Raw genomic sequence first — 20857 nt, 5'->3', positions numbered from 1 at the left:
TCCTATGTCTCCGTCAACATTCTCGGTACCGTTAATACGACAACAACTTTACAGAAATGGGTGAATCGATTGAATCACATCGCAATTATCGGAGGCGGCATCACCGGACTCGCCGCGGCATATTACGCCAAAGAAACTGGTGCCCACGTCACAATGTTCGAGGCGCAAGATCGTCTCGGTGGAAAAATTAAAACCATTTATCAAGATGACTTCACATTAGAGACCGGACCGGATGGCTATATGGCACGAAAACCGACCTTGACTTCGCTCATCACCGATCTTGGTCTCGAGGACCAGATCGTCCGTTCCAAAACCGGTACTTCCTATATTTATGTGCGCGGAAAGCTGAGACAGATGCCAACCGGATCGGTCATGGGTATCCCAACTAAATTTTGGCCAATGGTCAAAACAGATCTCTTTACATGGAGAGGAAAGCTTCGCGCAGGATTCGATCTCGTGATTCCACGTGTATATAAAGAAGAGGATATCTCGCTCGACCGTTTCTTTCGAACAAGACTCGGTTCAGAAGTCGTTGATACGATGATCGAGCCGCTTCTGTCCGGGATTTATAACGGGACACTCGAAGATATGAGCATCGAGTCTACTTTCCCTCAGTTTATCACGATTGAACAAAAAACTCGCAGTCTGATTCTCGGGATGAAAGCTCTCACACCTCCTGTCCAGGCTGGCGTGAAACCGGCCGAGACCGGAAAATTTTTGTCGATTGATCAAGGACTTGGTGCGCTCGTCGAGGCACTACGCCCTTCGATTGACCGTCTCATATTGAATACCGTCGTTCAGTCCGTCCGCCCCCATGAAGTCACATTGTCTAACGGTACGGTCGAACAATTTGACGGCATCATCATCGCTACATCTCCTCACGCACTCGGTCCGCTGCTCGGTTTTCCTGAAGCCGAACGGTTATCTGAATTAAAACGGACATCCTCGATGACCATACTCGCCGCCTTCGACGAGTCAGAGGTTGATGCTTTAGACGGAACTGGCTATGTCATCGCTAAGTCAGAAGGGAGCGCTTTGACCGCATGCAGCTGGATGCATAAAAAGTGGCCGCACTTGGCACCTAAGAATAAAGCGTTGCTCCGCATGTATATCGGTTCTGAACATGTACCTTCTTTATTACATGAAGACGATGACACCATTGCATCATTCGCTTTGAACGAACTTCGCCGTATTCAAAAAGTCGGGACACCTCTCTTCACGAAAGTTGAACGGCATATTCAAACGATGCCGCAATATGAGGTCGGACATAAACAGGACGTCCGTGCGTTCGAAGAAGCGCTAGCGAAGTGGGACGGTGTCGAAACTTGCGGCGCCATCCTCCACGGCGTCGGATTACCGGACTGCGTTGATTCCGCCAAACGGGCGGTCGAAAAACTACATCTCAAGCAGGCGGTGATGGTATGAAGCACACCGACTATGACGAAAACCCATTCATCGTGATTTGGGAAGTGACACGTGCCTGTGCGCTCTCCTGTGTTCATTGCCGAGCCGAGGCACAGTTTCACCGATATGAAAATGAGCTCGACACAGAAGAAGGCAAAGCGCTCATTCGAGAGATTCAGGCGATGAACAACCCGATTCTCGTCTTCACAGGAGGGGATCCGCTCATGCGTGAAGACTTGTTCGAGTTGACCGAGTATGCCTCTTCTCTCGGAATGCGTGTCTCGATGACGCCTTCTGCCACACCTCGCGTCACTCATGATGCCGTGAAACGGGCAAAAGCAGCTGGTCTGTCTCGTTGGGCGTTCTCCCTCGACGGACCGGATGCAGAGACTCACGACTATTTTAGAGGAACGAGAGGCAGTTTTGACCGTACCATTCGTGGGATTTCCTATTTTCGGGAAGAAGGGATGTCCTTTCAAATCAACACAACGGTGACCGAATACAACGTCGATCGATTACCGGAAATGGCGAAACTCGTAGAGTCACTCGGTGTGTCGGTTTGGACACTTTTCTTCCTCGTACCGACAGGACGAGGTTCGTTGCTACAACCCATTTCACCCGAACGGCATGAGGAAGTATTGAAGTGGGCGTTCTCACTTCAAGAAACGGCACCGTTTATCATCTCAACGACGGAAGCCCAGTTCTATCGCCGGGTGGCGCGTCAAGAAAATCAGCGGCGAAAAAGAAAAGGACTTCCTCCAATCGGACATCCTCATGATGATTTAGCGAAAGCACCTAAAGGAACGAATGACGGGAACGGGTTTGTCTTCATCTCGCACACAGGAGACGTTCAGCCGTCTGGATTTTTACCAATCCCCTGCGGGAACGTCCGAACGACACCTCTTGCGGACATTTATCGTCACCATCCGACGTTCAAGGCGTTACGCGACCCGGATACCCATCATGGGAAATGTGGGTATTGTGAATATCGCTATCTTTGCGGGGGATCACGGGCCCGAGCATACGCGGTCACAGGCGACTATAAAGAAGCAGAACCATATTGCATCTATCAACCAGAGCGTCCGCTCGTGTCACAATAATGATTTCCATTTATTCCCTCTTTGTGTAAGGTTGGATTATACAAATCTGACGACGAGAAGGAGAATGTGTACGTGCAGTCTTTACCGATTGACGGATTGTTCTATATCGGGTTAGTAGCGATTTTTGGTACGACGTTTCTTCTTGGATTTTTGGTGAAACAGTGGACGAAAGATGGATTCATAGGGTTTATGGTTCTACTCGTTTCAAGTCTCGGACTATTTTTTTGGTTATTGCTCTGGTTCCAGGAAGCGACACGCTCCATCTTTATGGGAACGATGCCGTGGGTCTTCAGCTTATTCTTCGGGACTGTGCTCTATCTTATCTTTTTAGGCACCAGCTATCTCATTTTGAAACGACAACGCCGACACACATAAAAAGAGGAATCCAAATTGGACTCCTCTTTTCCTTATGCCTTCACCGTCGAGGGACGTAACGTCAACATTCCGTTTTCGACATCGATGACGACCGTCTGACCGTCTTCGACATCTCCTGCTAGGATGCTGCGGGCAAGTTTCGTTTCAATGGTCCGTTGTACATAACGGTTGATTGGACGGGCACCGAATTGAGGCTCATACGCCTCGTCAGCGACAAACGTTTTCGCCGCATCTGTGATCTCGATATGAATCGAGCGTGTTGTAAGCCGTTCACTCATCCGTCCGACCGCCTTCTCGACAATTTGACCGATTTGATCTTTCGTGAGTGGATGGAACAGAATCGTTTCATCCACCCGATTTAAGAACTCTGGACGGAAGTGACGGCGGAGCTTCTCGATCACTTGACGCTCCTCGTCCTCGTCAATGACCCCATCTTTCGCTGCCTCGAGCAAAATATCTGCCCCGATATTTGACGTCATGATGACAATCGTGTTTTTGAAGTCAACGATTCGACCGTGCGAATCGGTCAATCGCCCGTCATCGAGCAGTTGTAGCAAGATGTTAAAGACATCTGGATGTGCCTTCTCAACCTCATCGAGTAAGAGCACCGAGTAAGGGTTACGACGAACCGCTTCTGTCAACTGACCGCCTTCCTCATAGCCGACGTATCCAGGAGGGGCACCGACAAGACGAGACACGGCGTGTTTTTCCATATATTCACTCATGTCGAGTCGAACGATATGGTCTTCTGAATCAAACATCGCTTCCGCGAGCGCCTTCCCGAGCTCGGTCTTCCCGACGCCCGTCGGTCCGAGGAAGAGAAATGAACCGATTGGACGGTTTGGATCTTTGATTCCTGCACGGGCACGAATGACTGCATCACTGACTAGTCGAATCGCATCGTCTTGACCGAAGACACGTTTGTGCAAGACCGTTTCTAAGTTGAGAAGCTTATCCCGCTCTCCTTCTGTTAGTTTCGTCACCGGAATACCGGTCCATTTCGAGACGACTTCGGCGATTTCTTCTTCCGTCACTTCTTCTCGCACGAGTTCGCGCGTCACGGATCCCGCCAACTGTTCCGCTTCCTCAAGTTCTCGCTCGAGTTCTGGGATGCGTCCATACTTCAACTCGGAGGCACGGTTTAAGTCATAGCGACTCTCTGCTTCCTGTAACTCGAGACGTACCTTCTCAAGGTCTCCACGGATTTGTTGCACGCGGTGTGTCGATTCTTTCTCATTTTCCCAACGGAGACGTAGCGAATCTGATTGTTCCCGGAGCGAAGCTAACTCTTGTTGGAGTGCTTCGAGTCGTTTCATCGAAGCTGCGTCGCTCTCTTTTTTGAGCGCAGCCTCTTCAATTTCAAGTTGCATGACACGACGAACCAACTCGTCAAGCTCCGCCGGCATCGATTCCATTTCTGTCCGAATCATCGCACATGACTCGTCGACGAGATCGATGGCCTTGTCCGGCATGAAGCGGTCGGTGATATAACGGTTTGACAGAACCGCTGCCGCGACGAGCGCGTTGTCGTGGATGCGTACACCGTGGTGAATCTCAAAGCGTTCTTTTAATCCGCGCAAGATGGAGACCGTATCCTCGACGTCCGGTTCAGCAACAAGTACTTGTTGGAAGCGACGCTCGAGCGCCGGGTCCTTTTCGATATATTGGCGATACTCGTCTAGTGTCGTCGCACCGATACAATGAAGTTCACCTCGAGCGAGCATCGGTTTTAACATGTTACCGGCATCCATCGAACCTTCCGACTTTCCTGCACCGACAATCGTATGCAGTTCATCAATGAAGAGAATAATCGTACCTTCTGCTTCCTTCACTTCGGATAAGACAGCCTGAAGACGTTCCTCAAACTCGCCACGGTATTTCGCACCGGCGACAAGTGAACTCATATCGAGACTGAAAATCGTCTTATCTTTCAAACTTTCCGGTACGTCGCCTCGAACGATTCGTTGGGCGAGTCCTTCGACGATTGCCGTCTTCCCGACACCCGGTTCCCCGATGAGAACTGGATTGTTTTTCGTCTTCCGACTCAAAATCCGGATGACACGACGAATCTCGCTATCACGTCCGATGACCGGGTCAATTTTTCCTGTCTTCACTTCCTGAATGAGGTCGCGTCCATATTTCGTCAACACATCGTACGTCGCTTCGGGCGACTTCGATGTGATACGACGGTTCCCACGCACGGCGACGAGCGCCTCACGAAGATGTTCTTCCGTGATGCCTTGTCGCTCGAGCATCGCCTGCGCTTGACTGTTGTTCAATAAAATACCAAGAAGAATATGTTCGACCGATACGTACTCATCATTCATTCCGGTCGCTTCCCGTTCGGCCGTCGTCAAGACATTTAATAAGGAAGCCGAAATCATCGGTGTCGTTGGATTTTGAAGTTTTGGCGCATTTTTCAAAGATAGCGCGACTTCTCCTTCAATCTCAGACACATTGATTTCCATTTTTTGAAACAATAATGGCGCAATCCCATCCGTCTGTGAAATCATGGACGCCAACACGTGCCATTCATTGATTTCACTATGATGATATTGTTTCGCCAACGCTTGTGAACTGACTATACATTCATGTGCTTTGTCTGTAAATCGATTAAAGTCCATCACGACTCCTCCTTATCCATCAACGTTCAATTTGTTCATAAACAGAACGGTAAGCATCATCAAGCGGCAGATCGACCTCGAGTTGCACGTACAAATCTGACCGTACCTTCGAACCGGTCATAACACCGCGACCCGGAATCCTCATCCGTTGCCCCGGACGACTTCCCGGCTTCACTTTCAGCTTCACTCGCCCTCCGTCGAGCGTCGCAATAATGACGCTCGCTCCGTCTAAAAATTCGAGCGGCCGCAACCGCTTCACGGTCACGATATGCTCCCCTTCACGACGATACGTATCATCATCTGTGAAATGTAGTTCGACATACACGTCTCCTCGGTTACCGGATTGTCCTACCCGACTTCCTTTTCCTTTCAACCGTAACTTCTGCCCTTCATAGGCACCTTGTGGAATCTTGACGTTCACAGTACCTGTCTGAAGACGAAGACTCATTTTCGAGTCTTTTGTAAGCTGGCTGAGCGGGATATTGATCCGAACGGATTCATCTAGATCCTCCTCGACTGCTTGGTCAAAGAAACTGCCGAACATATCTTCAAACCCGAATGTGCGGGAAGTCGTTCGAGACCCACCGCCAAATTGTCGGAATAAATCTTCGAACTGGGCCGATCCTTCCCCGTAAGTTTCTCCGCCACCGCCGAATCCTTGTCCAAACGAAGGCCCATCCGGACTCCCATATCGATCATAATTTGCCTTTTTCTCCGGGTCGCTCAACACGTCAAACGCTTCTTGAATCGACTTGAACCGATCTTGTGCGCCAGAATCTTTATTGACGTCCGGATGGTATTGTTTCGCCAACTTCCGATATGCACGCTTAATCTCTTGCTCCGACGCTCCTTTTGAGACACCGAGCTCATCATAATAGTTTTTAGCCATATGGATTCACCTCACCTATCCCTTTCCCGTTTCTGTTAACTCTATTCTACTCAATTGGTCAAATAAGGTCAAAGATTATCCTTTCACTTTTCATACGAAAAAAAAGAGAGATTCGTTTCAAAAAACGAACCTCTCTCACTCAGAAGTATACTTTAGGACTATCCATACCGTCCTCAAACACAATCGTTACTTCAGGGGCTCCACCGAGTGAGGTCACGTTGATTCGGACCGGTACGTTTCGGCTGTATTCCCATCGATTCTCAAGTAAGCCGACAACGTGTTGCGTGAATCCGACGAGTTCGGCACGGCTATAGAACTGGATTGGGATATCGACCTCAAGTCGTGATAAATCTCCATTCTGATAGAAACCCTTCCCAATCATCCCACTGTAGTCTGGGAAGAGATCGGCGATCCGGTCACTGAAGAGCGTAAACTTTTGGGCATCCTCACGCACCTCATTTGTCGCTGTAGCCGATGGGAAGTAGTAATATTTCTCATCGATGGCTTTCCAATCACTTGATGTGACTTCATCTTTCGTTCCGATGTATGCGGATTTGATGTAGTTTCCCGGAGTCGGTGAGCCTTGTGTCGACTTCATGTAAAGTGCAATGTTGATGTCTATTTCTTTAAAGTCTTCCCGTTTTCGTAACTGGTTGACGAGTTCGTTCGCCATCCGTTCGCCTTCTGTGACCACTTTCTTCTGATCGAGCTTGACCGTATATGTCGGTCCATAGTTCGGTGCCTGGAAGACGTACTCACGATTTAAAATGAGTGCGAACGACACACCGCCTAATTGATAACCGCTGTCCTTTTTCGTCATGTAATTCTGTTCCACGATTGAAGCCAGATAAAGTGGTGATTTTTTATTTGCCTCGACAAATTTGTCATCCTCGACTTCAGCCTTCCCATCTGCATACGCCGGGTTTAAAGGCGTTAGTCCGTCTTTACTACCACCTTTTCGTCCAAGCAAACGCGAAACGTCCTCTGCGTTCAGAAGTTGGCCTTCTTGATAGGCGAATTTGTCTGGGGCGAACGCATCCGTCGAATGGCGCATGAGGCCAAGTTCGACTTCTTCAAGCTCTAATGACGAACTGACTTGACGCTGGGCAAGTCCTCTCGCTGCTGCCGCCTTGAATGGAATCACCATCTGATAGTATGAATCACGCGCTTCAATCGCTTGCGTAACACCTTCAGCTGCCGTTTCTTCCCCGGTCGGTGTCGCCTCTTCCTCACCCATCGGTATTTTCATTGAACATCCACTTAACAACAGCGCAGAGGCGATTGTCGGGACGACGAGTTGTTTCCATTTCATCTATGTGTAGCTCCTTTGAACATCGTTTCCTATTTCACTTTGTCCATTATAACAAAATCGTTCCATGAAAAAAGTATCGAAGCGGAATCAGAACAAATCCCTTCTCGCATATACAAGAAGGGATTTCGATTTATGGTTTGGTTGACGGATGTTTGCGACGAATCAACAAGAGAAGTCCGGAGGCAAAAAGTAGTGTACCGATCATGGCATGCCACGCGTCATCCGCTTCGCCTGTCATCGGTAGTAAATCTTGCGCGTACGTGTCAGACTCATCAACGTGTTCGACTGGTGGCGCGCCGTTCTCCTGAACGATGATTTTCACGACGGATACATCCTCTGTCTTCACTTCTTGCTGCTGTTTCTTAGACTCTTGTTTCGGTTCTTCTTCTTTTGACGGGACGGCTTGCTTCACTCCCACCGGTACGTCGACGGATCGTGTGACTCCTACATCTTCATTTACTTGAAAGGTGAACGTCGCACGTTGAATCAACTCAGCCCCGGCTCTCACATCATAGGATGGGAAGAGCGGGAGTTCAAAAGAGAACGTCACTTCTTCTTCCGGACCGAACCCGTCTATGAAGGTAGGAATCGCTTCGACTTGCTCCCTGAACCGTCTATTTGCCATGTTTCGTTCTTCTTCTGTCAAAGCACCGTTCGGCCATGTAAGCATAGCGTCAGATAAGAACAAAGTGATTTTCGAGGTGTTGGTGATCGTATACGTGTATCGAACGGGTTCTCCCGGTTGTACGGTCGCCTTCTCACTCGTAGCACTCACTGTAAAATCAGGTTGTTGCAAGAGGATAATTTGCTGACTTTCTGATGTGACGATTCGATCGAATTCATCCACTCCTGTCACGCGAAATAGACTACCAATCTCAGGACCGGTACTGAGCGAATAGTCAGCGGGAATCGATAAGAGCTCTGTCACTTCCATCTGTTCACCAGGAAGGAGTCCGTCATCCCCCATCAATTCATTCAAACGGTCAAAAACACGTTGATTGAACGATTCGACTGATAATTGTTCTAGATTCCCACTGAAATACTCATGGGACATATTTGTCACCGTCAACGGTGTGTCTCCTGTATTTTCAACGACAAACGTATAGGAAAGTTCACCCCCGACAACAGCTTGGTCGACCCCAGCAATGTTCACCGCCTCGATTGAAAGCACCGGGAGCATCGGTTCAGGCTCCGGTTCTTCTGCTACCGGTTCCGGTTCAATGGTCGAGGTCACTTCCGGTTCTTCGACTACAGATGGCTCTTCTACTTCAACAGGATACAAGTCCGAAATGATATTCGGAGAAAACGTATAAGGGACACCTTCCGCATCATAGAGCGTGATGACGTCAATCAACGAATCATCGACCGACTCCGCATCAATCACGAATCGCCAAATGTCAGCTGATTCACGTACCCCATAAAACGTGATGCCTTCATAAACTAAACTTGATTCGTATAATGTTTCCATTTCCTCGTCCGTCAAATCCACTTGAATATAACGAAACGTTGTTGTATCAGCATGTACGACATGGACGGTAATCAATGTTGAAAGGAACATGAGAATAGTAAATACGGCAACGAAGCGCTGGATGTTGTGTGTCATGATGTTGGTCCCTCCTCTAAGGTGAAAGCAGGCGCACGAATCGACTTCGTCCTGAATGGAGACTTTCATCACGTAGAGGAATGAGAGGGATATGTGTGTGAAAGTCCTGATGTCTAAGGGTTCTCTCGCAAAAATATATTAACATTTTGATTTAGTTAATCTATACCCCTCGAACGCTTGTGCGAACCTGCTCAATCCCATTTATTTCCGAAAAAACAAAAAACGTTCGCCGAAGCGAACGTCTTACGCCTGTTCGTTTATAAAGTCGAGCAGCTTAGCCTCATCCCATACTTCGATTCCGAGGGATTCGGCTTTCGCCAGTTTCGAACCTGCCTTTTCACCGGCAACGAGTAAATCTGTGTTTTTGCTCACACTTCCTGTCACACTCGCACCGAAAAGTTCAAGCTGCTTCCCAGCTTCGCCACGTGTCATCTCATGTAATTTCCCCGTCAATACGACCGTCTTACCAGATAAAGGAGCACCTTCGGTCGTCGGACGTTTCGTCCCTTTGAACGACAGGTTCACATCCGATTCCGCCAATTCTTTGACGAGTTCACGCGCTTCTGGTTTTTCGAAATAGAGCACAATCGACTCGGCCATCTTCGTCCCGATGCCATCAATCGACGTCAGTTCTTCGACCGTCGCCTTGATGATCGCCTCCATCGTCTCAAATCGTTCTGCAATCAAAGAGGCTGCCTTTTGACCGACGAGACGAATGCCGAGGGCGAAGAGCACCCGTTCGAGCGAATTTTGTTTCGACTGTTCAATCGCCGAGAGTAGGTTCGTCACCGACGTCTCCCCCATGCGCTCGAGCGCAAGTAAATCGTCTCGGTTCAGGCGATACAAGTCGTCCACGTTATGGACGAGGTCCGCTTCATGGAGTTGCGTGATCACTTTCTCACCGAGTCCGTCGATATTCATCGCCTGCCGAGAGACGAAATGAATGAGTCCTTCGAGCAATTGGGCCGGACACTCTGGGTTGACGCAGCGATGATCGGCCTCACCTTCAAGGCGAATCAGTTCGGATTCACATGCTGGACAATGGGTCGGAAATTCAATCACTCGTTCATCTCCGCTCCGTTCACTCGCAATTGCTGAGACAACTGCCGGAATGACGTCTCCCGCTTTTTTAATGACGACCCGATCACCGATATGAAGATCTTTTTCCTTTATAAAATCTTCATTGTGAAGTGTCGCATACGTCACCGTCGACCCTGCTACAGATACTGGAGAAAAACGTGCCCGCGGTGTGACTTTCCCCGTACGACCGACACTGAAATCGACGTCTTCGATTGTCGTCACGACTTCTTCTGCCGGGAACTTATAGGCGACGGCCCAACGTGGACTTTTCGCTGTGAAGCCGAGTTGTTCCTGTTCTTCGTACCCTGCGACTTTAATGACAATCCCATCGATTTCATACGGGAGTTCGCCACGTTTCGTCACGTACGTCTCAATATAATCCCATAGTTCATCGGCCGTTTTGCACGTCGTGTAGTCTCCGCTCACAGCGACTCCGAGTCGTTTCAAATAATCGAGCGACTCGTCATGCGACGCGACGAGATCGTCTTGCGACACCAAACCGTATGCAAAAAATGCCAAGTTTCGAGATGCTGCTATTTTCGAATCGAGTTGCCGGAGTGAACCGGCCGCTGCGTTTCTCGGGTTTGCGAACAATGGCTCACCGACCCGTTCCCGTTCATCATTCAACTGTTCGAACGAACGCTTCGGCATATACGCCTCACCTCGGACCTCAAACGTTGCATCCTCTTTCAAGCGAAGTGGGATCGAACGAATCGTCTTCAAGTTTTGGGTGATATCTTCACCTGTCGTTCCGTCCCCTCGCGTCGCGCCTCGCACGAGACGACCATTCTCATATTTTAAAGAGACGGCGAGTCCATCAAATTTAAGTTCAGCCACGAAGGTCGGTGTATAACCGAGGTCCTTCTCGATTCGTTCCACCCATTCCACGAGTTCCTCTTTTGAGAATACATTGCCGAGTGAGAGCATCGGTGTATCGTGAGTCACTTTGACGAAGGCATCAAGAGGCGCCCCTCCGACGCGTTGTGTCGGAGAATCCGGTGTCCGTAGTTCAGGGTAGTCTGTCTCGATTTGAATCAATTCGTTCATCAGACGATCATACTCCGAGTCTGGGACGCTCGGACGGTCGAGCACGTAATACTCGTATCCATATTGATTTAACGTTTTACGCAATTCTTCTACGCGTTCTGCCATCTCCATATTCTCACCTCACGCTTTTTCAATCGGGGCAAATTTGGCCAACAAACGCTTAATCCCGACTTCAGGGAACGCGATGTCGACTTCGACTTGATCGCCTTCACCACGCGTCTGGACGACCGTCCCTTGCCCCCATTTTTTATGATTCGCTTTGTCACCAACTTGCCATCCGAGCGTTTCGGCGCCAGACGATTGGGCGAGCTTTGGCTTCGGTTTCGAACTAAAACCGTTCACTGGCAACTTCCCAGGTGATTCGACAGGGTTCCATGGCATTGGTTTTCTTGCCTTTCCGGACCGTTCTAACAACGTTTCCGGTAATTCATGCAGGAACCTTGATTCCGGGTTGTTTTGGAATCGGCCGTACAGCATCCTAGACTGTGCACGTGTCAAATAGAGACGCTTCTCGGCACGCGTTATGCCGACATATGCAAGACGCCGCTCTTCTTCCATTTCCTCTTCGTCGTTCAATGCCCGACTATGCGGGAACAGCCCCTCTTCCATTCCAATCAGGAAGACGACCGGGAACTCGAGTCCCTTCGCCGAATGCAGCGTCATCAACGTGACTTGATGCGATTCATCGACTTCATCAAGTGAATCCAAATCGGACACGAGCGTCAAATCGGTGAGGAAGGCGACCACTGTCTGTTCATCACTTTCTTTCTCGAAATTTTGAGCCACTGACAGGAATTCTTGTAAGTTCTCAAGTCGGCTTTCCGCTTCGAGTGTTTTCTCAATTTTGAGCATGTCTTCATAGCCGGTCTTCTTCAATATTTCTTCGACGAGTTCTGAAATCGAAAGATAGTCAGCCATTTGCCGTAAGTCCATCATCATTTGACGGAAGTCCGCAAGTTTCGTCGCCGTGCGTGGCGCAATCCCTGATAATTCGATGTCACGAATCGCATCCATAAGCGAAACACCCTGCATATCTGCAAAGTCACCTAACTTATCGACTGTGGCGGCCCCAATACCTCGTTTTGGTTCGTTGACGACACGAACGAATGAGATATCTTCGTCCGGGTTGGCAATCAAACGCAAATAGGCCAAAACATCCTTAATTTCTTTACGTTCATAGAATTTTGTTCCGCCGACCATTTTGTACGGGATATTGGACTTGAGGAGCATCTCCTCGAGACCACGAGACTGGGCGTTCGTCCGGTAAAGGACTGCCATCTGGCCGTAGTCCATCCCTTCCATCTTCAGCTCTTTCATCTGATTCATGATGAAGAACGCTTCGTCGCGATCATCTGAAGCGACGTGCAGCAAGAGCTTCTCCCCTTCGTCGTTTTCCGTCCACAAATTCTTGTCTTTACGCGAAGCGTTGTTCTTGATGACGCCATTCGCTGCTTCCAAAATTCGTTTCGTCGAACGATAGTTTTGTTCGAGTAAGATGACACGGGCACTCGGGTAGTCTTTTTCAAACGTCAAGATGTTGGCGATATCGGCACCGCGCCAACGATAGATGGACTGATCCGAGTCCCCGACGACACACAAGTTCTCATGTGCCTGCGCAAGGAGTTTGACGAGCGTATATTGGGCACGGTTCGTATCCTGATACTCGTCGACATGGATGTATTTGAACTTCTTTTGATAGAACGCCAACACGTCTGGCGCTTCTTGGAATAAGTGAATCGTCTTCATAATCAAGTCATCGAAGTCGAGCACGTTATTTTGTTTCAACTTTTTCTCATAAGCCGTATAGACATCTGAGATGATGCGCTCATACGGATTATTTCCGACAAGGGCGGCTGCATCTTTCGCCGTACGCAATTCGTTTTTATGGTTCGAAATCATCCCGAGTAATGTACGTGGCTCATACTTCTTCGGATCGAGGTTCAATTCTTTGAGTACTTGTTTGATCGCCGTCAACTGGTCTGAGGCATCTAGAATGGAAAAGCTCCGCTCATAGCGGATACGGTCGATATCCCGTCGTAAAATACGGACACACATGGAGTGGAATGTGGAAATCCAAATGTCTTCCGCGACTCCACCGACAAGACGCGCAATCCGGTCTTTCATTTCTCGTGCAGCCTTGTTCGTGAACGTGATGGCCAAAATGTTCCAAGGCGCCACTTGCTTGGCCGCCATCAAATAAGCGACACGATGTGTTAAGACACGAGTTTTTCCCGATCCGGCACCCGCCATGATCAAAAGTGGACCATCGGTATGTTTGACGGCTTCTGCCTGTTCCGGGTTCATACCTTTGACTAATTCTTCGCTAAGGTTATACATAATCGTTTCCTTCCTTGTTCCAAACATTTGTTCTTATTTTATCGGAGTGCTCGCACAGTCGCAAGTGCTCCTGCTAAGTCTTCGTAAATGATATTTCCGACGACGATCGTGTCGGCATGTGCACCCATCAAACGGGCCGAGTCTTCCCCGTCGATGCCACCTCCGTAGAAAAGGTGCGCTTTCGGGAGCGCCAATCGAATTTCTTTTACGACATCGAGGTCTCCGAGCCGTCCGCTATATTCGATATAGAGTGAGGGGAGGTGGAATAAGTGATGACCTGTTTCAGCATACGCCACGGCCTCTTCTAGCGACAAGTCACACTTCGACTCTGTCACTTCAGCGACTTTTGCGTCCGCGTTTAAGACGAGATAGCCTTGGGCCGTGACATGACGTGGATCAAAAAAATGACCATATCGTTCAAACGCCCGAGCCTGGTGTCCGATGATCCATTCCGGAGTTCCTGCATTGAGCACGGTCGGTACGAAGTAATGATCAAATCCGTGGATGACTTGACTCGGATGACTGATTTCGAGCGCGACAGGTATTCCGGCATCTCGGACTCTCGCATAGAGCGCAAATGTATTCTCTGCATCGACCCCGTCCGTCCCGCCAATCAAAAAGGCGTCGGTTCCCGAATGAATGAGCGCACGGAGCGCTTCATCCGTGAGGGGTTTGTTCGGATCTAATTTAAACACATGGCGCCATGACAGAAATTTCAACTTGTTCCCTCCCAACGAATCCTTCTCTAGTGTATCGATTTTTCTTATCACTTGCATCTCCTCAATATAAAAAAGACTTGCCGAAGCAAGTCACGAACGTGCCGTACGATTCTGTTCCCGATCCGTCAGCCATTTTGCAATAAGCAGTGCAAATAAACCATATACCGGGACAAACCAGAGCGGATTCGCTAAAAAGAATCCGAGCACTGGGATGTCGAGTAACGGGGAGTCCGGCGAACAGAGTGCCGTTCCATTAACGACCGCGATGAACGGCAGTACTGGAACGATAAAGACATATCCAAAGTTAATCCAAAAAGCTTTCATATGACAATCTCCTTATCCTAAGATAATCGATTCTTTCGGATAGTTATACATCCGCTTCGGCTGTCTCCGTTGCAAGATGAGAATGAAGGCGATGACACCGATTCGACCGATGAACATGAGAACCGTCAGCACCCATTTTCCAACGTTACTAAATTCAGAAGATAAACCGACAGACAGTCCTGTCGTTCCGAACGCTGAACATGCTTCGAATAAGATTCGTGTCAATGAGGCATCTTCAAAGTAAGCCATGACCATGACCCCGGACAATAGGACGGCGAGCGAAACGGTAATGATGACGAACGCTTTCCAAATGTCTTCAAGAACGATCTCACGACCGAAAATTTTAATTGACGAGTCTCCACGAATAAACGCGACGACCCCGAGAACAGCCACGGCAAACGTTGTTGTTCGAATCCCGCCACCGACAGACGATGGTGAGGCTCCGATGAACATAAGAATCGACAATAACAGCATGCTCGCTTCCGAGAACAAGTTGACGTCGACTGTCGATAATCCACCGTTACGTGTCGTCACGGACTGGAACAACGAATCTGAGAACGCAAGCCATAACGGCAAATCTTTGAAGGCATTGTTGTACTCGAAGAAGAACAATCCGACCGTCCCGACGGCAATCAAGATAAAGAATGTCGTGACCGTCAATTTGGTGAACAATGAGAACCGACTCGGGAACGTATGACGCTTCCGTGTGATTCGGCTCACCAAGTATGTCCGAATCTCAACGAGTACCGGGAATCCGATGGCACCACCTGTCATAAGCGCAATTTGCGTGAAGATGACAAACGGGTCTTCACGGAACGGCGCGAGCGAACTCCCGGTAATATCAAATCCGGCGTTCGTCGTCGCACTGACGGATCCGAATAAGCCTTGTAAGAAGGCTTCTCCGGCGGTATCAAAATAATTTAAGTAATGGACCCCGAGTAAGACGGCACCGACCGCCTCAATGGCAATAACGGTGATGACGATTTCTGTGATGTATTTGACAATACCAGACATCGATGTCTGGTTTTGATCACGTAAAATCAGTTGTCGCTCCCGGAACCCGATCCGCTTCCCAAGCAAAATCCACATAATGACGTGCAGACTGATCAACCCGACACCACTCACCTGGACGATGAACAAAATGATAAATAAGCCGAACGTGGAAAACGTGTCGGTGACCACGATTGGCGTTAGCCCAGTGACACTGACACAACTCACCGCAAAGAAGACAAGGTCAGTAAACGTAATCGTCACACCGGGTTTATGGGCAATCGGTAAGGCGAGGAGCAAAACTGATAAAATCGCTGCCGCACTATAAATTAACACGAGTGTTTGAACCGGTGTTAAATTTCGAAAGAACAATTGTAAGTTCCGTTTCATGAATTTCTGTTGCATCTCGCCCCTCCCCTCCATCAAAAACAAGATGACTCTTAAGAGTCACCTTTTGTTTGTTGTAGACGTTCAAGAGCGAGGTCGTATCCGCCTGTCCCATAGTTCAAGCATCGCTTCACACGTGAAATCGTGGCCGTCGAGGCGCCTGTCGCGTCCTCAATTTTATGATACGTGTTTCCTTCACGTATTTGCCGCGCCACTTCCAGTCGTTGCGCAAGTGCTTGAATTTCATTGACAGTCGCTAAATCTTCGAATAATTGATAACAGTCTTCGAGCGTATCGAGCTTCAAAATTGCCTCAAACAATTGATCAAGCTCTAGACCTCTTAATTTATCGAGTTGCATCCGCAAGCATCCTCTCTACTCATACTTCTTTACTATTCTAAAGCAGGGGCGCCTTGGACTCAACTATTCATCGCAAAATCGCAGGAAATAGTACTTGTTTTTTCATGACTTCGTAAATGCCGAGCGGTGTTGCGCGAACATACGGCAAGTGTGTGGATGCTAAAAACAGTAATGTATAAATCGGATCCTCAAACTGATAACCCCTTGCCACGAGCTCCTCGCGTAGCTGTTTCTCTTGACCGATGAGAGTGTCGAGTGGTTCCGTCGAGGTCATTCCACAGAGCGGTAATGGAATCTCGGCAACGATTTTCCCTTTATTGACAAGCACGATACCTCCTCCGAGTTCTTTCATCCGTTCGAACGCCTGCAACATGTCTTGTTTACATTTACCTAAAATCAAATAATCCCCGCTGATTGAATACGAACTGACAAGTCCCCCGAAATCTCGGGCAAATCCTTTCAGCACCGTGTTCAATCGCCATTTCCCTTCTTTATCAAGCAACATGAGGAACGATTCGTCTCCATCACGCGGTAATTCGTCTTGACCCGTGTCATGCGTAATTTTAAACAGTTTCATGATGACCGAGTTGACCATGTCGAGTCCGACTGGCATGCTGAATGACAAATCTTGTGGCGTCAGCTCGATAGAAACGTCTGTCGATGGCATCTTGTCAAGAACCGCTTCCACTAATTCGTTCGGGAATAACGATACGCCATCACGGTAAATCCACTGACCTTTCGCGATGACCGCTGTCGGTCGGGGCTCCTCGATTGCATCGAGGATATTCAAGTGGGCGATGCGTCCCGGGGCAATAGAGCCTAGAATGTGATCGAGGTCAAAATGACGCGCTACGTTGTGAGAGACGATCCGGTACGCCTCAATGGCCGGTAGTCCTTCTTCTATCAAAATTTGGACGAGGGCGTCTTGCATGCCGTCTACATAAAAGCCTGGTGTCGAACCGTCCGTCGTCACCATGAGGTGATCGAACGCCGTCAATCCGTTCGCCAATAGGTCACGAATCATCCCCGGCAAGTCCGGGCGGATGGAAGAATGGCGAAGCGTTGTTGTATAACCTAATTCAAGTCGATTGAGCGCCTCTTCTGCCGTCATTGCCTCATGGTCGCTGTGCACTCCCATCAACGCCATTTTAGTCAATGTCTTGGGCGACGCTCCCGGGAAGTGGCCTTCGACCGGCAGTCCGCACGTTTCGGCATCGAGCATCCATTGGAGCATCTCATCATCGCCCTTCATTGCGCGTGGCCATGCCGTCAGTTCACCTGCCATCACGACATCCGGATGATTAAACCACTCATGGATACGTTCTGAGTCGACAGCGACACTCTCCCGATCAAGTTCGGTTTGTGTGTCAAGTCTTGCCCACCAATACGTACTCGTCGGCAGCTGCTGAATCGCTTCCAACTGCGCAAACGCTTGCTCTTTTTCTTGTAAAAAAAGCAGCATGTTGTCATTAACGAGAGTCGTCGTTCCGCGTTCCCCAGCATATTTTGACAACGTCGCCGGATTGTATAATTGGAATGGATGAGCGTGTGGCTCGATATAACCAGGCACAATATATTTCCCTGACACATCGACCGTCTCGACTGCTGATTCCGGTAAGTCTGGACCGACATAAACGATACGATCTCCTTCAATCCAGATGTTCGCAGTTTTCCATTGTTTCACGTATACGTTCAAATACGTCGCATTTTTTAAGACGAGCGAAGGTGGCCGTACTCGATCAACGACTTCGATTTGTGAACGAATCATCACTTTAGACCACGGTGCCCGCGCCGTTCTTTTTATTGGCATCGAACCCAATCCTCCCTTTTCTCTTTCAATGCTATTAAAAAATAGTTTTGAAAGCGTTTTCTTCATCTGTTTCAAGTTTACCTTTTCTCTGAAAGGGTCGCAAGTTATGTTCACTATTGTAACAAAATCCACATATATTTTTCACAAAAAAGCGACTCTTCTTCTGAAGAATCGCCTAGATCAAATTTGTGTCATGACAGTTTTTTGCAAGTAGTGATGCAATTGGTCAATTGGAATTGGTTTACTGTAATGATATCCCTGAATGAGCGAACTACTATATTCTAATACGAATGCAAGTTGTTCCGGTCGTTCGACTCCTTCTGTGACGATATCGAGTCCTAGCGTTTGGAAGGTTTGATAAAGCCCTTCTAACAAGGCGCGGTCAAACTTATTCTCCGGAATCCCTTTGACGAAGTTTTGATCAATTTTAATAATATCAAGACGTAGCGATTGCAAGTATGACAAAGAAGACGTTCCGACCCCGAAATCATCGAGTGATATTTTTACCCCGATCACTTTTAACGCTTGGATAAACTGTTGAAGTTCATACACGTTCCCACCGACTTCACTTTCTGTGATTTCTACATGCAGTCGGTGTGGATGGAATCCCGTATCGGTAAGCGTTTCTTCCAATGTCTCTAAAAAGGAACCATCTAAAATTTGACGTTTTGATACGTTGATTGATAAAAATAAATCAAAACGCTCTGCATACTCCTGAATCTCGGTAATAGCCTGGACAAGCACCCACCGTCCCACATCCGAGATGAGTCCAAGTTGTTCTGCTACCGGAATAAAAACGCCCGGGGAGACGAACCCTTTCTGCGGATGATGCCAGCGAATCAATGCTTCTACGCCCATCACCTGAAATGGTTGGGGAGATACGATTGGTTGATAGTACAGTTCAAATTCATCATGGTGTAACGCATGACGTAAATCCCGCTCCATCTCGAGTGTCTGCAAGTAATGACTCCCATCTTCAATGTCTTGATAGGAGATAATGTTATCTTTCCCTGACGCTTTGACCTCATGTAAGACGACGTCAAGACGTGCCATCATCACCTCATAGGAGTGATGTGACGGTTCCCTCAATTCATCAATTCCAATACTTAAGGTCAGATGGTTCATTCCTTGCTTCAGACCCCATTCGCGTAAATCTTTCACTAACTGATTGGCGATAATCATGAGTTCTTCAGTCGTCCATTCCAAATGAATCAAGATGAACTCATCCGCTCCGATTCTTGCCACGAAGCCATCCTCTTTATAAAACATTAAACGAGAGGCAAAGAACGTAAGCATCGCATCCCCCGTACGCTGACCAAATTGGTCGTTGATCCGCCGGAAGTTGTCGAGATCGATTCCCATCACACCAATCGAGCGGGTCGTATCCGGTAAATTCATGAACATTTCCTCGACCGCCAAGCGGTTCGGGAGACGTGTTAAGGAATCTCGAAAGGCACGTGTCAACGACTCTTTTTGTGTCTGCTCTAATGCATCGAGTACCTCATTCATACTGATTGCCATTTCTTCAATCTCGTCTTGTTTATGGGGATGTAGATGGATCCGTAAACGACTATTTCGTTCCTTCGTGATCCACTTCAGTTCTTTGACGATACCCATTAGACGTTTTGTAATGATTTGATTCACCGTCCAAAACAGAGTCAACAATAAACCAAGACCGAGAACGAGGAGTCCGAACATGCCGGTTTCTAACATCGTCTGAGTGTTTGTATAGTACGTGCGCTTCACCGAGAAATTGACTTCCCAGTTCGCATCTTGATAAATCGATTGCAGTGGTAAAGAGACGCGGGCAAACCGACTGTCTTGTTCAATCGTCAGCCGTTGATGAGCGAGCGGGCTAATGGACAGTTTCGTTTTTGCTTGTGCACTCATCGCCGCCATGAAGTCCGGACCGATTTTTTGAATGATTACAAGCGTACCACTAGGTTCACCCGTTCCATCACTTTTTACAATCGGATGGCTCATGAAGACCACAGGGCCGAAGTCAGTACCGTATACTGCACTTTGTGTCATACTAGACGAGTTGACGTAGCGTAACAAATCATTTGTGAAGGCGCTCTTCTCTTCTGCCTTTTCTAACTCATAAATCTGATTAAATTCGGAGTAGACTACCTCTCGATTTTTGTCGAGGAAAATCATCGCCCCGATCCCTAAATTTTCTAAGGTTTCTTTCCCCATATTATTTTCGACAAAAGTATCATTCTCGTTCTGCACGAAATCATAGGCGTTCGTCCAGACTGACCAGTCGACAAGAATCCGTTCGAGCATGAGACGGTGATTGGCGAACACTTCCGAAACACTCTCGATTTGATCGCGGGTCATCGCCTTGTCCTGTTCAATACTTTTCTCTACAAAATACGGTTTGATGACAAATAAAATGACACCGATGAAGAGTACGATGTTCACGGCAATTGCAATAAATAGTTTTGATTGAACACGCAGGCCGACCACCTTCTTTCTCCGAGCTACTTTACTATTG

The 20857-nt window shown here is 48.3% G+C and carries 15 protein-coding genes; 3 read left to right on the top strand and 12 right to left on the bottom strand.

The features are described 5' to 3' along the window. Positions 1-60: 60 nt before the first annotated feature. From hemG to KNO98_RS11870, 3 genes are all read left to right on the top strand, one after another. A complete protein-coding gene (hemG, locus tag KNO98_RS11880) occupies positions 61-1425 on the top strand; it encodes a protoporphyrinogen oxidase (RefSeq protein WP_214701025.1) in 1365 nt (454 codons plus the stop codon). After that, positions 1422-2504: a TIGR04053 family radical SAM/SPASM domain-containing protein gene (locus KNO98_RS11875; RefSeq protein ID WP_026826868.1), complete on the top strand. Its 1083-nt coding sequence runs from the start codon at positions 1422-1424 to the stop codon at positions 2502-2504. Before hemG ends, KNO98_RS11875 begins: the two co-directional genes overlap by 4 nt. A 72-nt stretch (positions 2505-2576) precedes the next feature. Then, on the top strand, positions 2577-2879 hold the full coding sequence (locus KNO98_RS11870) for a hypothetical protein (RefSeq protein ID WP_214701024.1): 303 nt from the start codon (positions 2577-2579) through the stop codon (positions 2877-2879). 32 nt (positions 2880-2911) lie between these two features. Here the strand turns inward: KNO98_RS11870 and clpB are convergent, their stop codons facing one another. The 12 genes from clpB to KNO98_RS11810 all read right to left on the bottom strand — a co-directional run bounded on the left by clpB (position 2912) and on the right by KNO98_RS11810 (position 20829). Next, positions 2912-5503, bottom strand: coding sequence for an ATP-dependent chaperone ClpB (gene clpB / locus KNO98_RS11865; RefSeq protein WP_214701023.1), 2592 nt, complete (start codon positions 5501-5503; stop codon positions 2912-2914). A gap of 19 nt (positions 5504-5522) precedes the next feature. Beyond that, positions 5523-6392, bottom strand: a complete 870-nt coding sequence (locus tag KNO98_RS11860; RefSeq protein ID WP_026826871.1) for a DnaJ C-terminal domain-containing protein — start codon at positions 6390-6392, stop codon at positions 5523-5525. A 139-nt stretch (positions 6393-6531) separates the two neighbouring features. Then, entirely contained in the window at positions 6532-7704 is a 1173-nt protein-coding gene (locus KNO98_RS11855; protein ID WP_214701022.1) for a CamS family sex pheromone protein, read from the bottom strand. A 130-nt stretch (positions 7705-7834) separates the two neighbouring features. Then, complete coding sequence (locus KNO98_RS11850; protein ID WP_214701020.1) at positions 7835-9307, bottom strand: LPXTG cell wall anchor domain-containing protein; 1473 nt, start codon at positions 9305-9307, stop codon at positions 7835-7837. A 243-nt stretch (positions 9308-9550) separates the two neighbouring features. Beyond that, positions 9551-11545, bottom strand: coding sequence for an NAD-dependent DNA ligase LigA (gene ligA / locus KNO98_RS11845; protein WP_214701018.1), 1995 nt, complete (start codon positions 11543-11545; stop codon positions 9551-9553). A gap of 9 nt (positions 11546-11554) precedes the next feature. After that, positions 11555-13771: a DNA helicase PcrA gene (gene pcrA, locus KNO98_RS11840; protein WP_026826874.1), complete on the bottom strand. Its 2217-nt coding sequence runs from the start codon at positions 13769-13771 to the stop codon at positions 11555-11557. 38 nt (positions 13772-13809) lie between these two features. Beyond that, positions 13810-14490, bottom strand: coding sequence for a heptaprenylglyceryl phosphate synthase (gene pcrB / locus KNO98_RS11835; RefSeq protein WP_214701016.1), 681 nt, complete (start codon positions 14488-14490; stop codon positions 13810-13812). 90 nt (positions 14491-14580) lie between these two features. Then, positions 14581-14814, bottom strand: coding sequence for a hypothetical protein (locus KNO98_RS11830; RefSeq protein WP_026826876.1), 234 nt, complete (start codon positions 14812-14814; stop codon positions 14581-14583). A gap of 12 nt (positions 14815-14826) precedes the next feature. Then, positions 14827-16209, bottom strand: a complete 1383-nt coding sequence (locus KNO98_RS11825) for a TrkH family potassium uptake protein (RefSeq protein WP_026826877.1) — start codon at positions 16207-16209, stop codon at positions 14827-14829. A gap of 35 nt (positions 16210-16244) precedes the next feature. Continuing rightward, positions 16245-16550, bottom strand: coding sequence for a YerC/YecD family TrpR-related protein (locus KNO98_RS11820; protein WP_214701015.1), 306 nt, complete (start codon positions 16548-16550; stop codon positions 16245-16247). Between the two features lie 67 nt (positions 16551-16617). Beyond that, positions 16618-18360: an adenine deaminase C-terminal domain-containing protein gene (locus KNO98_RS11815; RefSeq protein ID WP_214701013.1), complete on the bottom strand. Its 1743-nt coding sequence runs from the start codon at positions 18358-18360 to the stop codon at positions 16618-16620. 180 nt (positions 18361-18540) lie between these two features. Further along, entirely contained in the window at positions 18541-20829 is a 2289-nt protein-coding gene (locus KNO98_RS11810; protein ID WP_214701012.1) for a bifunctional diguanylate cyclase/phosphodiesterase, read from the bottom strand. Positions 20830-20857 lie beyond the last annotated feature (28 nt).

The sequence above is a fragment of the Exiguobacterium sp. s57 genome (assembly GCF_018617685.1).
Classification (GTDB): Bacteria; Bacillota; Bacilli; order Exiguobacteriales; family Exiguobacteriaceae; genus Exiguobacterium; species Exiguobacterium marinum.
This window is presented reverse-complemented; position numbering and strand designations above follow the sequence as displayed.